The following is a 13,322-nucleotide window of genomic DNA, read 5'->3' on the forward strand; positions in this document are numbered from 1 at the left end:
ATGATGAATCCATTAATTATCAAACTGGGTGGCGTACTGCTGGATAGTGAAGAGGCGCTGGAACGTCTGTTTAGCGCACTGGTGAATTATCGCGAGTCACATCAGCGTCCGCTGGTGATTGTGCACGGCGGCGGTTGTGTGGTGGATGAGCTGATGAAAGGGCTGAATCTGCCGGTGAAAAAGAAAAATGGCCTGCGGGTGACGCCTGCGGATCAGATAGACATTATCACCGGAGCACTGGCGGGAACGGCAAATAAAACCCTGCTGGCATGGGCGAAGAAACATCAGATTGCGGCCGTAGGTTTGTTTCTCGGTGACGGCGACAGCATCAAAGTGACCCAGCTTGATGAAGAGTTAGGCCATGTTGGACTGGCGCAGCCAGGTTCGCCTAAGCTTATCAACAGTTTGCTGGAGAACGGTTATCTGCCGGTGGTCAGCTCCATTGGCGTAACAGACGAAGGGCAACTGATGAACGTCAATGCCGACCAGGCGGCGACGGCGCTGGCGGCAACGCTGGGCGCGGATCTGATTTTGCTCTCTGACGTCAGCGGCATTCTCGACGGCAAAGGGCAACGTATTGCCGAAATGACCGCCGCGAAAGCAGAACAACTGATTGAGCAGGGCATTATTACTGACGGCATGATTGTGAAAGTGAACGCGGCGCTGGATGCTGCGCGCACGTTGGGCCGTCCGGTAGATATCGCCTCCTGGCGTCATGCGGAACAGCTTCCGGCACTGTTTAACGGTATGCCGATGGGGACGCGGATTTTAGCTTAAGTTTTGTTGGCCGGAGGCGCAGCTTTCCGGCATTGAATTTCAAAATAAGGAAACAGAGTTATGGCACTTTGGGGCGGGCGTTTTACCCAGGCAGCAGATCAACGGTTCAAACAATTCAACGACTCACTGCGCTTTGATTACCGTCTGGCGGAGCAGGATATTGTTGGCTCTGTGGCCTGGTCCAAAGCCCTGGTAACGGTCGGCGTGTTAACCGCAGAAGAGCAGGCGCAACTGGAAGAGGCGCTGAACGTGCTGCTGGAAGATGTTCGCGCCAGGCCACAACAAATCCTTGAAAGCGACGCCGAAGATATCCATAGCTGGGTGGAAGGCAAACTGATCGACAAAGTGGGTCAGTTAGGCAAAAAATTGCATACCGGGCGTAGCCGTAATGATCAGGTAGCAACTGACCTGAAACTGTGGTGCAAAGATACCGTTAGCGAGTTGCTGACGGCTAACCGGCAGTTACAATCCGCTCTGGTCGAGACCGCGCAGAACAATCAGGACGCGGTGATGCCGGGTTACACCCACCTGCAACGCGCCCAGCCGGTGACGTTCGCGCACTGGTGCCTGGCCTACGTTGAGATGCTGGCGCGTGATGAAAGCCGTTTGCAGGATGCGCTTAAGCGTCTGGATGTCAGCCCGCTAGGCTGTGGCGCACTGGCAGGAACGGCCTATGAAATCGACCGTGAACAGTTAGCAGGTTGGCTGGGCTTTGCTTCGGCGACCCGTAACAGTCTCGACAGCGTTTCTGACCGTGACCATGTGTTGGAACTGCTTTCTGCTGCCGCTATCGGCATGGTGCATCTGTCGCGTTTTGCTGAAGATCTGATTTTCTTTAACACCGGCGAAGCGGGGTTTGTGGAGCTTTCTGACCGTGTGACTTCCGGTTCATCATTAATGCCGCAGAAGAAAAACCCGGATGCGCTGGAGCTGATTCGCGGTAAATGCGGTCGGGTGCAGGGGGCGTTAACCGGCATGATGATGACGCTGAAAGGTTTGCCGCTGGCTTACAACAAAGATATGCAGGAAGACAAAGAAGGTCTGTTCGACGCGCTCGATACCTGGCTGGACTGCCTGCATATGGCGGCGCTGGTGCTGGACGGCATTCAGGTGAAACGTCCGCGTTGCCAGGAAGCGGCGCAGCAGGGTTACTCCAACGCTACTGAACTGGCGGATTATCTGGTGGCGAAAGGCGTACCGTTCCGCGAGGCGCACCATATTGTGGGTGAAGCGGTGGTGGAAGCCATTCGTCAGGGCAAACCGCTGGAAGATCTGCCACTCAGTGAGTTGCAGAAATTCAGCCTGGTGATTGGCGAAGATGTCTATCCGATTCTGTCGCTGCAATCGTGCCTCGACAAGCGTGCGGCAAAAGGCGGTGTCTCACCGCAACAGGTGGCGCAGGCGATTGCTTTTGCGCAGGCGCGGTTGGGGTAAGAACATTTATATGTATAAATTTGAGCCTGGCTTATCGCTGGGCTTTTTTATGGCAAAAAAAAGCGGATCCTGGAGATCCGCAAAAGTTCACGTTGGCTTTAGTTATTCGAGCTGAGAAACTCTCGAAACGGGCTGTGACTTCAAGGGTTAAAAGAGGTGCCGCTCCGTTTCTGTGAGCAATTATCAGTCAGAATGCTTGATAGGGATAATCGTTCATTGCTATTCTACCTATCGCCATGAACTATCGTGGCGATGGAGGATGGATAATGAATATTCGTGATCTTGAGTACCTGGTGGCATTGGCTGAACACCGCCATTTTCGGCGTGCGGCAGATTCCTGCCACGTTAGCCAGCCGACGCTTAGCGGGCAAATTCGTAAGCTGGAAGATGAGCTGGGCGTGATGTTGCTGGAGCGGACCAGCCGTAAAGTGTTATTCACCCAGGCGGGAATGCTGCTGGTGGATCAGGCGCGTACCGTGCTGCGTGAGGTGAAAGTCCTTAAAGAGATGGCAAGCCAGCAGGGCGAGACGATGTCCGGACCGCTGCATATTGGTTTGATTCCCACGGTTGGACCGTACCTGCTACCGCATATTATCCCGATGCTGCACCAGACCTTTCCAAAGCTGGAAATGTATCTGCATGAAGCACAGACCCACCAGTTACTGGCGCAACTGGACAGCGGCAAACTCGATTGCGTGATCCTCGCGCTGGTGAAAGAGAGCGAAGCATTCATTGAAGTGCCGTTGTTTGATGAGCCAATGTTGCTGGCTATCTATGAAGACCACCCGTGGGCGAACCGCGAATGCGTACCGATGGCCGATCTGGCAGGGGAAAAACTGCTGATGCTGGAAGATGGTCACTGTTTGCGCGATCAGGCAATGGGTTTCTGTTTTGAAGCCGGGGCGGATGAAGATACACACTTCCGCGCGACCAGCCTGGAAACTCTGCGCAACATGGTGGCGGCAGGTAGCGGGATCACTTTACTGCCTGCGCTGGCTGTGCCGCCGGAACGCAAACGCGATGGGGTTGTTTATCTGCCGTGCATTAAGCCGGAACCACGCCGCACTATTGGCCTGGTTTATCGTCCTGGCTCACCGCTGCGCAGCCGCTATGAGCAGCTGGCAGAGGCCATCCGCGCAAGAATGGATGGCCATTTCGATAAAGTGTTAAAACAGGCGGTTTAAGCCATTTAGCGCAGCTACCCGATAGGCTTCCGCCATCGTCGGGTAGTTAAAGGTGGTGTTGACGAAGTACTCAATAGTGTTGCCGCCACCTTTCTGTTCCATAATCGCCTGACCGATATGAATAATTTCGGCAGCGCGCTCGCCAAAGCAGTGAATACCCAGAATCTCTTTTGTTTCCCGATGGAACAAAATTTTCAGCGTGCCCACGTTCATGCCGACGATTTGTGCACGTGCCAGATGTTTAAACTGGGCGCGGCCTACTTCATATGGCACTTTCATCGCGGTCAGCTGCTGTTCGGTTTTGCCTACAGAGCTGATTTCCGGGATGGTGTAAATGCCGGTAGGGATATCTTCAATCAGATGTGCGGTGGCTTCACCTTTCACCAGCGCCTGCGCGGCAATGCGCCCCTGGTCATAGGCTGCCGACGCCAGGCTCGGATAACCAATCACGTCGCCCACCGCGTAAACGTGCGGCTGTGCGGTCTGATACATGCTGTTGACCTTCAGCTGTCCGCGACTGTCAGTTTCCAGCCCAATGTTCTGTAACGCCAGCGAATCGGTATTACCGGTGCGACCGTTGGCATAGAGCAGACAGTCAGCTTTCAGTTTTTTACCCGACTTCAGATGCATGATCACACCGTCATCACAGCCTTCGATCTTCTCGTACTCTTCGTTGTGACGAATCACTACGCCACTGTTCCAGAAGTGATAGGAGAGAGAATCTGACATCTCTTGATCGAGAAATGCCAGCAGGCGATCGCGGGTGTTGATCAGATCCACTTTTACATCCATACCGCGGAAGATCGACGCATATTCACAGCCGATCACTCCAGCACCGTAAATAAGTACATGGCGCGGTTCGTGGTGCATGCTAAGAATTGAGTCGCTGTCATAAATGCGTGGATGGGTGAAATCAACATCTGTTGGATGATATGGACGAGAACCGCAGGCAATAACAAATTTTTCAGCAGTTAGTGTTTCGACGCTGCCGTCCGGGCAATCCAGCGCCAACGTATGCTCATCAACAAAGCGAGCGTTCCCCTGCAATATTTCACAGTGATTACGTTCGTAAAATCCCTGACGCATGCGCGTTTGTTGATTAATCACGTTATCGGCATGGTTAAGGATATCGGCAAAAGAAGAGCGGAGCAGTCGGGAATGGTCGCTGTATAGTGGGTTTTGATTGAATTCTATAATGCGGCTGACGGCGTGACGGAGAGCTTTCGACGGGATGGTGCCCCAGTGGGTGCAACCGCCGCCAACATTTTGATAACGCTCGATAACTGCGACGCGCGCACCTTGCTTAACCAGGCCCATCGCAGCGCCTTCGCCGCCGGGGCCGGAACCTATTACTATGGCATCGTAATCGTAGGAATGTGGCATGGTAGGGCTTACCTGTTCTTATACATAAAAGCAACAGAATGGTAACATTTTATCGCGGGTAAGCCAATTGATCCCCGTCATTTATCTGGCTATATCGTGAGCGGCCTTTGCTTTGTCTTCCTCCTTCTTATTTTATTTATTCACTATTAATCGCTTTTTCTTATGGCTGATAGTTTTATCTTGCCGAAGCGTGCTTTTTTGTTATTGTCTTTATGAAATCTTCTTATAAAACAAATGTATAAATATTTTATATTGATGGGTTATTTGTATTTATACCATCAATAAAATCCGTTAATTAGCCTGTTTATAAGTGAATAAAGGAATAGCCGATGATCGAACACTATATTCGTGGGTTTGAGGAAGAACTTCGCGAGATCCGCCATCAGATCCACGAAAACCCGGAGCTGGGATTACAAGAATTTAAAACCAGTGCTTTGGTTGCGGAAAAGCTGCGCCAGTGGGGCTATGAGGTTGAGCAAGGGCTGGCGACAACCGGCGTGGTAGCCACGTTAAAAGTGGGCGACGGAGAGAAAAGTATTGGCCTGCGGGCGGATATGGATGCGTTGCCGATTTATGAAAATAGTGGCAAGCCCTGGGCCAGTAAACATCCTGGTTTAATGCACGCCTGCGGGCATGACGGGCATACCACCATACTGCTGGGGGCCGCGCGTTATTTTGCCGAAACCCGCCGTTTTAACGGCACGTTACGCCTTATCTTCCAGCCAGCGGAAGAGATGATTAACGGCGGTGAGATCATGGTTAAAGAGGGGCTTTTTGATCGTTTCCCCTGCGATGTCATTTTCGGGATGCACAACATGCCGGGTTTGCCGGTCGGCAAGTTTTTCTTCCAGCCTGGGGCGCTGATGGCGTCAATGGATCAGTTCCATATTACGGTTCGTGGTTGTGGCGGACACGGTGCGATCCCGCACAAAGCCATCGATCCAGTGCTGGTTGCCGCACATATCACCACCGCATTACAAAGCATTGTGTCGCGCAATGTCGATCCGCTGGAAGCGGCGGTAATTACCGTCGGCAGCATTGTTGCGGGTGAGGCGGCTAACGTCATTCCTGACAGTGCTGAGATGAAAATCAGTGTCCGCTCTCTTAGCCGCGATACCCGACAACTTCTTCTGACCCGTATTCCTGCTCTTGCACAAACCCAGGCTGCCAGCTTTGGCGCTACGGCTGAGGTTACGCATGTTAACGGTACACCGGTATTAGTAAATGACGAGGAGATGGCGCGCTTCGCCTGGCAGGTGGCGTGCAAAACATTTGGTGAAGATCGGGCTGAGTTTGGCATCAAACCCCTGATGGGCAGTGAAGATTTCTCTTTCATGCTGGAGGCCCAACCCAAAGGCGGTTTCCTGTTATTCGGTAATGGCGATGTCGGGGAAGGTTCCTGCATGGTGCATAACCCCGGTTACGACTTTAACGATGCAAGCCTGGTCCCGGCAAGCAGCTACTGGGGCGCACTGGTTGAAGCCTGGCTGCAATAAATAAAACAACACACAACAACACTTTTTGGCAAGGAACATGGAATGACGGCGATCGTAAATGAAACCGTGAGTGTGAAGAAAAAGCCCAGCGGCAGGCGGGTGATCTTTGCCTCGGCGTTTGGCAATGCGCTCGAATTTTTTGATTTTGGCGTTTACAACTTTTTTGTGGTCTATATCAGTACGCTTTTCTTCCCACCCAGTGCCGATCATAACGTCGCGCTGTTACTGGCATTTGCAACGTTTGGTGTGAGCTTTTTTATGCGTCCGCTCGGTGGGATTATCGTTGGTGCCTGGGCCGATCGCTTCGGGCGTAAACCGGCGATGGTGTTCACTATTGCTCTGATGAGCCTCGGTACGCTGATGATCGGCATCGCACCGACGTATGAAACGGCGGGCTATTGGGGAACCGCAACGCTGGTGCTGGCGCGTTTGATTCAGGGCGTTGCGGCAGGTGGTGAAGTCGGGGCTTCAATGTCGCTACTGGTGGAGTCAGCTCCGGCAAATCGTCGTGGCTTTTACAGCAGTTGGTCACTGGCGACTCAAGGCCTGGCAACAACTTTTGGCGGTGTTGTCGCTTTAGGTTTAAGCGCATGGCTACCGTTCGCCACAGGTTCAGAAACCGTAATGGCAGAATGGGGCTGGCGTGTGCCGTTTTTTATTGGTGTGTTATTAGCACCTATCGGTTGCTGGTTGCGTCTGAGCCTGGAAAATGACGTACCTGAGCCTGTGCGCAATAAAAAAGCTGCTACCAGCGAAAGCGCGTTTTCTCTGCTCCTGCAACATAAGGCGACTATCGTTAATGGCGTTTTACTCGCTATTGGTAGCACGGTCGCAACCTATATCTCCCTCTTTTATTACGGCACCTGGGCGGCGAAGTATCTGGCGATGCCTCAACATTATTCTCATGCAGCGATGTTACTGGCGGGCGTTGTTACGTTTGTGGGTGCGCTGCTTGTGGGGATGTTGTGCGATTCGGTCGGGCGTAAAAAGCTGATTTTAATCTCCCGTGTGATGGTGCTTCTCTGTAGCTGGTCGTCATTCTGGCTGTTGGTGAATTACCCAAGCCCTGGCATGTTGCTGACGGTGGTTTTCGTGATGGTCAGCTTTACCACGCTTGGCGGTGTGCCAGTGATGTTGTTGATCTCTGAACTGTTGCCGAAACGGATTCGGGCATTGGGTTTTGCGCTGGTTTATAGCATTGGTGTGGCAATCTTTGGCGGTTTTGCTCAATATTTCGCTACGCAATCCATCGTGTTGCTGGATAGTCTGACGGCTCCGGCGTGGTATCTGGGTGGAGGCACGTTGCTGTCGATGCTGGCGTTGTTGTACGTAAAAGAACCGGCCAAAGAATTGCAGTAAATATGTTTTATTGCGTTACCGTTCATTCACAACACTGGAGCAATCCAGTATGTTCATTCTCTGGTATAGTGCCAGCAGTACTTTTGGCAAGGATTCAGACATCGTGATGGGCGTAAGAGCGCAACAAAAAGAAAAAACCCGCCGTTCGCTGGTGGAAGCCGCATTTAGCCAATTAAGTGCTGAACGCAGCTTCGCCAGCCTGAGTTTGCGTGAAGTGGCACGAGAAGCAGGCATTGCTCCCACCTCTTTTTATCGGCATTTCCGCGACGTAGACGAACTGGGTCTGACCATGGTTGATGAGAGCGGTTTAATGCTACGCCAACTCATGCGTCAGGCGCGTCAGCGTATCGCCAAAGGCGGGAGTGTGATCCGCACCTCGGTCTCCACATTTATGGAGTTCATCGGTAATAATCCTAACGCCTTCCGGTTATTATTGCGGGAACGCTCCGGCACCTCCGCTGCGTTTCGTGCCGCCGTTGCGCGTGAAATTCAGCACTTCATTGCGGAACTTGCGGACTATCTGGAACTCGAAAACCATATGCCGCGTGCGTTTACTGAAGCGCAAGCCGAAGCAATGGTGACGATTGTCTTCAGTGCGGGGGCCGAGGCGTTGGATGTCGGCGTCGAGCAACGTCGGCAATTAGAAGAGCGACTGGTACTGCAGCTGCGAATGATTTCGAAAGGGGCTTATTACTGGTATCGCCGTGAACAAGAGAAAACCGCAATTATTCCGGGAAATGTGAAGGACGAGTAATGAAACAAGCAAATCAAGATAGAGGTACGCTGCTGCTGGCGCTAGTGGCTGGCTTATCGATTAATGGTACTTTCGCAGCGCTGTTTAGCTCCATTGTACCATTTTCTGTATTCCCGATTATTTCCCTGGTGTTGACAGTTTACTGCCTGCATCAACGTTATCTTAATCGCACTATGCCGGTAGGCTTGCCGGGTCTGGCAGCTGCTTGTTTTATTCTCGGCGTACTGCTGTACAGCACGGTAGTTCGTGCGGAATATCCGGATATCGGTTCCAACTTCTTCCCGGCAGTACTGTCCGTCATTATGGTGTTCTGGATTGGCGCGAAGATGCGTAACCGTAAGCAGGACGTTGCTGAGTAATCAGCATCATGCCGGATGCAGGCGCATCCGACATGGGTTTTACTTCGCGGTCAGTAATACGCCGCACTCCATATGGTGCGTGTAGGGGAACTGATCAAATAGAGCCAGACGTTCGACCTTGTGCGTCTGGCTTAATGTTTCCAGATTCTTGCATAACGTTTCCGGATTGCAGGAGATATACAGAATACGTGGATACGCCTGCACCATTTTCTCGGTTTCACTGTCCAGACCGCTGCGCGGTGGGTCGACAAAAATGGTTTCGCACTGATAACTCTTTAAGTCGATTCCTTGCAGGCGGTTAAACTCGCGCACACCATTCATCGCCTGAGTAAATTCTTCTGCCGCCATACGAATAATTTGTACGTTATCAATATGGTTAGCGGCAATGTTGTATTGCGCGGCGGCGACTGACGGCTTGGCGATTTCGGTGGCTAATACCCGATCAAAATTGCGTGCCAGCGCTAATGAAAAGTTACCGTTGCCGCAGTATAGCTCCAGTAAATCGCCTTTTGAGCCTTTGGTTACGTCCAGCGCCCATTCCAGCATCTGAATATTCATCGCCGCGTTCGGTTGGGTAAAGCTGTTTTCTACCTGACGGTAGATCATCTCTTTCCCCGCGATCGGCAGACGTTCGTCGATGTAATCCTGATCCAGCGCGATTTTGGTTTTCGTTGCCCGACCAATCAGATGCACATTCAGATTCTGCGCGCGCAGTGCATCGCGCAGGGCTTCCGCCTGCTGACACCACTCATCATCCAGCTTTTTATGGTACAGCAAGGAAACAACCGCTTGATTGCTTAGCGTAGTGAGGTAATCAATCTGGAACAACTTGTGGCGCAGAATGGGATTATTACGCACACCCGCAATCATCGCCGTCATCAACTGGTTGATAAGTTCACTGGCGGCGGGGAAGCTATCCACACGGATACGACTTTTGGTTTGTTGATCGAAAATGATGTGGTACAGGTCATCGCCATCGTGCCAGATGCGGAACTCCGCACGCATCCGATAATGACTGACCGGCGAGCGAAACACTTCCGGAACCAGGTCAGAAAACGGTGCCATCATACTTTGCAAACGTACCACTTTTTCGGCTAACTGCGCTTCATACTGTTCTGTTGGAAGGTGTTCGGGGGTCATGATGTATCCTGAAAAATTAAAGTACGCGGCGATTGTAGGGATTGCTCATCAGATGTCCAGATCTTGATGAATTCCTATTTGTGAGCTACGTCTGGACAGTAACTTGTTACAACCTGTAGCATCCACTTGCCGGTCCTGTGAGTTAATAGGGAATCCAGTGCGAATCTGGAGCTGACGCGCAGCGGTAAGGAAAGGTGCGATGATTGCGTTATGCGGACACTGCCATCCGGTGGGAAGTCATCATCTCTTAGTATCTTAGATACCCCTCCAAGCCCGAAGACCTGCCGGCCAACGTCGCATCTGGTTCTCATCATCGCGTAATATTGATGAAACCTGCGGCATCCTTCTTCTATTGTGGATGCTTTACAATGATTAAAAAAGCTTCGCTGCTGACGGCGTGTTCCGTCACGGCATTTTCCGCTTGGGCACAGGATACCAGCCCGGATACTCTCGTCGTTACTGCTAACCGTTTTGAACAACCGCGCAGCACTGTGCTTGCGCCAACTACTGTTGTGACGCGTCAGGATATCGACCGCTGGCAGTCGACCTCGGTCAATGATGTGCTGCGCCGTCTTCCGGGCGTGGATATCACCCAAAACGGCGGTTCAGGTCAGCTCTCATCTATTTTTATTCGCGGTACAAATGCCAGTCATGTGTTGGTGTTAATTGATGGCGTCCGCCTGAATTTGGCGGGGGTGAGTGGTTCTGCTGATCTTAGTCAGTTCCCTATTGCGCTTGTCCAGCGTGTTGAATATATCCGTGGGCCGCGCTCCGCTGTTTATGGTTCAGATGCAATAGGCGGGGTCGTGAATATCATCACGACGCGCGATCACCCCGGAACGGAAATTTCAGCAGGGTGGGGAAGCAATAGTTATCAGAACTATGATGTCTCTACACAGCAACAACTGGGGGATAAGACACGGGTAACGCTGTTGGGCGATTATGCCCATACTCATGGTTATGATGTTGTCGCCTATGGTAATACCGGAACGCAAGCGCAGCCAGATAACGATGGTTTTTTAAGTAAAACGCTTTATGGCGCGCTGGAGCATAATTTTACTGATGTCTGGAGCGGCTTTGTGCGCGGCTATGGCTATGATAATCGTACCAATTATGACGCATATTATTCTCCCGGCTCGCCACTGGTCGATACCCGTAAACTCTATAGCCAAAGTTGGGATGCCGGACTGCGCTATAACGGTGAACTGATTAAATCACAACTGATTACCAGCTACAGCCATAGCAAAGATTACAACTACGATCCGCATTATGGTCGTTATGATTCATCCGCGACGCTCGATGAGATGAAACAGTACACCGTCCAGTGGGCAAACAACATCATCATTGGCCACGGTAATATTGGTGCGGGTGTTGACTGGCAGAAGCAGAGCACGGCACCGGGCACAGCTTATGTTGAGGATGGATATGATCAACGTAATACCGGCATCTATCTGACCGGGCTGCAACAAGTTGGCGATTTTACCTTTGAAGGCGCAGCACGTAGCGACGATAACTCACAGTTTGGTCGTCATGGCACCTGGCAAACCAGCGCCGGTTGGGAATTTATCGAAGGTTATCGCTTTATTGCTTCCTACGGGACATCTTATAAGGCACCAAATCTTGGACAACTGTATGGTTTCTACGGAAATCCGAATCTCGACCCTGAGAAAAGCAAACAGTGGGAAGGCGCGTTTGAAGGCTTAACTGCTGGGGTGAACTGGCGTATTTCCGGATATCGTAACGATGTCAGTGACTTGATCGATTATGATGATCACACCCTGAAATATTACAACGAAGGGAAAGCGCGGATTAAGGGTGTCGAGGCGACCGCCAATTTTGATACCGGACCACTGACGCATACTGTGAGTTATGATTATGTTGATGCGCGCAATGCGATTACTGACACGCCGTTGTTACGCCGTGCTAAACAGCAGGTGAAATACCAGCTCGACTGGCAGTTGTATGACTTCGACTGGGGGATTACTTATCAGTACTTAGGTTCTCGTTATGATAAGGATTACTCCTCTTATCCGTATCAAACAGTGAAAATGGGCGGGGTGAGCTTGTGGGATCTTGCTGTTGCATATCCGGTCACCTCTCACCTGACAGTTCGTGGTAAAATAGCCAACCTGTTCGACAAAGATTACGAGACAGTCTATGGCTACCAAACTGCAGGACGGGAATACACCTTGTCTGGCAGCTACACCTTCTGAACCACGTCCCACCGTGCTGGTGTTTGACTCCGGCGTCGGTGGGTTGTCGGTCTATGACGAGATCCGGCATCTCTTGCCGGATCTCCATTACATTTATGCTTTCGATAACGTCGCTTTCCCGTATGGCGAAAAAAGCGAAGTGTTTATTGTTGAGCGAGTGGTGGAAATTGTCACCGCAGTGCAAGAACGTTATCCCCTTGCGCTGGCTGTGGTCGCTTGCAACACCGCCAGTACCGTTTCACTTCCTGCATTACGCGAAAAGTTCGACTTCCCGGTTGTTGGTGTCGTGCCGGCGATTAAACCTGCTGCACGTCTGACGGCAAATGGCATTGTCGGATTACTGGCAACCCGCGGAACTGTTAAACGTTCTTATACTCATGAGCTGATCGCGCGTTTCGCTAATGAATGCCAGATAGAAATGCTGGGCTCGGCAGAGATGGTTGAGTTGGCTGAAGCGAAGCTGCATGGCGAAGATGTTTCTCTGGATGCGCTAAAACGTATCCTACGCCCGTGGTTAAGAATGAAAGAGCCGCCAGATACAGTTGTATTGGGTTGCACCCATTTCCCTCTACTACAAGAAGAACTATTACAAGTGCTGCCAGAGGGAACCCGGCTGGTGGATTCTGGCGCAGCGATTGCTCGCCGAACGGCCTGGTTGTTAGAGCATGAAGCCCCGGATGCAAAATCTGCCGATGCGAATATTGCATTTTGTATGGCAATGACGCCAGAAGCTGAACAATTATTGCCCGTTTTACAGCGTTACGGCTTCGAAACGCTCGAAAAACTGGCAGTTTTAGATTGATTTGGTTGAATGTTGCGCGGTCAGAAAATTATTTTAAATTTCCTCTTGTCAGGCCGGAATAACTCCCTATAATGCGCCACCACTGACACGGAACAACGGCAAACACGCCGCCGGGTCAGCGGGGTTCTCCTGAGAATCTCAACAGAGGAAAGCAAAAAAAATGCTTGACTCTGTAGCGGGAAAGCGTATTATGTATACCCCGCGCCGCTGAGAAAAGCGAAGCGGCACTGCTCTTTAACAATTTATCAGACAATCTGTGTGGGCACTCGAAGATACGGATTCTTGACGTCGCAAGACGAAAAATGAATACCAAGTCTCTGAGTGAACACGTAATTCATTACGAAGTTTAATTCACGAGCATCAAACTTTTAAATTGAAGAGTTTGATCATGGCTCAGATTGAACGCTGGCGGCAGGCCTAA

General features: G+C 51.3%; 11 protein-coding genes and 1 riboswitch. Of the genes, 9 read left to right on the top strand and 2 right to left on the bottom strand.

Annotated elements, in window-relative coordinates; genetic code table 11:
* From argB to oxyR, 3 genes are all read left to right on the top strand, one after another.
* Window positions 1-777 carry an acetylglutamate kinase gene (argB, locus tag ACJHX4_RS22480; RefSeq protein ID WP_001296628.1) on the top strand — a complete coding sequence of 259 codons (777 nt, stop codon included), beginning with the start codon at window positions 1-3 and terminating at the stop codon, window positions 775-777.
* Between the two features lie 60 nt (window positions 778-837).
* Window positions 838-2,211, top strand: a complete 1,374-nt coding sequence (gene argH, locus ACJHX4_RS22485; RefSeq protein WP_001230098.1) for an argininosuccinate lyase — start codon at window positions 838-840, stop codon at window positions 2,209-2,211.
* A 266-nt stretch (window positions 2,212-2,477) separates the two neighbouring features.
* On the top strand, window positions 2,478-3,395 hold the full coding sequence (oxyR, locus tag ACJHX4_RS22490) for a DNA-binding transcriptional regulator OxyR (protein ID WP_001025939.1): 918 nt from the start codon (window positions 2,478-2,480) through the stop codon (window positions 3,393-3,395).
* Here oxyR and sthA read toward each other — a convergent pair.
* Window positions 3,378-4,778 carry a Si-specific NAD(P)(+) transhydrogenase gene (gene sthA / locus ACJHX4_RS22495; protein ID WP_001120810.1) on the bottom strand — a complete coding sequence of 467 codons (1,401 nt, stop codon included), beginning with the start codon at window positions 4,776-4,778 and terminating at the stop codon, window positions 3,378-3,380. The genes oxyR and sthA overlap by 18 nt on opposite strands.
* 329 nt (window positions 4,779-5,107) lie before the next feature.
* Here sthA and ACJHX4_RS22500 point away from each other — a divergent pair, with 329 nt between their 5' ends.
* The 4 genes from ACJHX4_RS22500 (at window position 5,108) to ACJHX4_RS22515 (ending at window position 8,746) form a co-directional block, all read left to right on the top strand.
* Window positions 5,108-6,274, top strand: a complete 1,167-nt coding sequence (locus ACJHX4_RS22500) for a M20 aminoacylase family protein (protein WP_000569573.1) — start codon at window positions 5,108-5,110, stop codon at window positions 6,272-6,274.
* A 42-nt stretch (window positions 6,275-6,316) separates the two neighbouring features.
* Window positions 6,317-7,633, top strand: coding sequence for a citrate-proton symporter (locus ACJHX4_RS22505; RefSeq protein WP_001532070.1), 1,317 nt, complete (start codon window positions 6,317-6,319; stop codon window positions 7,631-7,633).
* Between the two features lie 103 nt (window positions 7,634-7,736).
* Window positions 7,737-8,387, top strand: coding sequence for an HTH-type transcriptional repressor FabR (gene fabR, locus ACJHX4_RS22510; protein WP_001309117.1), 651 nt, complete (start codon window positions 7,737-7,739; stop codon window positions 8,385-8,387).
* Window positions 8,387-8,746, top strand: a complete 360-nt coding sequence (locus ACJHX4_RS22515) for a YijD family membrane protein (protein ID WP_000806409.1) — start codon at window positions 8,387-8,389, stop codon at window positions 8,744-8,746. The genes fabR and ACJHX4_RS22515 overlap by 1 nt, the downstream gene beginning before the upstream one ends.
* Window positions 8,747-8,785: 39 nt before the next feature.
* Here ACJHX4_RS22515 and trmA read toward each other — a convergent pair whose 3' ends face one another.
* The gene (trmA, locus tag ACJHX4_RS22520) at window positions 8,786-9,886 is read right to left on the bottom strand and encodes a tRNA (uridine(54)-C5)-methyltransferase TrmA (RefSeq protein WP_000186998.1); all 1,101 of its coding nucleotides are present in this window, start codon (window positions 9,884-9,886) and stop codon (window positions 8,786-8,788) included.
* A 113-nt stretch (window positions 9,887-9,999) separates the two neighbouring features.
* A riboswitch (cobalamin riboswitch) is annotated at window positions 10,000-10,190 on the top strand.
* Between the two features lie 64 nt (window positions 10,191-10,254).
* On the opposite strand from trmA, the gene btuB reads away from it, so the two are divergent.
* Window positions 10,255-12,099 (top strand): TonB-dependent vitamin B12 receptor BtuB, encoded by a 1,845-nt coding sequence (gene btuB / locus ACJHX4_RS22525; RefSeq protein ID WP_001296629.1) that lies wholly within the window; start codon window positions 10,255-10,257, stop codon window positions 12,097-12,099.
* The gene (gene murI / locus ACJHX4_RS22530) at window positions 12,044-12,901 is read left to right on the top strand and encodes a glutamate racemase (RefSeq protein ID WP_001312258.1); all 858 of its coding nucleotides are present in this window, start codon (window positions 12,044-12,046) and stop codon (window positions 12,899-12,901) included. Before btuB ends, murI begins: the two co-directional genes overlap by 56 nt.
* Window positions 12,902-13,322: the final 421 nt, after the last annotated feature.

The organism is Escherichia sp. WS2035 (assembly GCF_046487065.1).
In the GTDB taxonomy this organism is placed as follows: Bacteria; Pseudomonadota; Gammaproteobacteria; order Enterobacterales; family Enterobacteriaceae; genus Escherichia; species Escherichia coli.

Bases quoted from the DNA above. Each gene is read 5' to 3' on its own strand.
- btuB (WP_001296629.1), top strand. From the start codon at position 10,255: ATGATTAAAAAAGCTTCGCTGCTGACGGCGTGTTCCGTCACGGCATTT.
- trmA (WP_000186998.1), bottom strand. From the start codon at position 9,886: ATGACCCCCGAACACCTTCCAACAGAACAGTATGAAGCGCAGTTAGCC.
- argH (WP_001230098.1), top strand. From the start codon at position 838: ATGGCACTTTGGGGCGGGCGTTTTACCCAGGCAGCAGATCAACGGTTC.
- oxyR (WP_001025939.1), top strand. From the start codon at position 2,478: ATGAATATTCGTGATCTTGAGTACCTGGTGGCATTGGCTGAACACCGC.
- ACJHX4_RS22515 (WP_000806409.1), top strand. From the start codon at position 8,387: ATGAAACAAGCAAATCAAGATAGAGGTACGCTGCTGCTGGCGCTAGTG.
- sthA (WP_001120810.1), bottom strand. From the start codon at position 4,778: ATGCCACATTCCTACGATTACGATGCCATAGTAATAGGTTCCGGCCCC.
- ACJHX4_RS22505 (WP_001532070.1), top strand. From the start codon at position 6,317: ATGACGGCGATCGTAAATGAAACCGTGAGTGTGAAGAAAAAGCCCAGC.
- murI (WP_001312258.1), top strand. From the start codon at position 12,044: ATGGCTACCAAACTGCAGGACGGGAATACACCTTGTCTGGCAGCTACA.
- argB (WP_001296628.1), top strand. From the start codon at position 1: ATGATGAATCCATTAATTATCAAACTGGGTGGCGTACTGCTGGATAGT.
- ACJHX4_RS22500 (WP_000569573.1), top strand. From the start codon at position 5,108: ATGATCGAACACTATATTCGTGGGTTTGAGGAAGAACTTCGCGAGATC.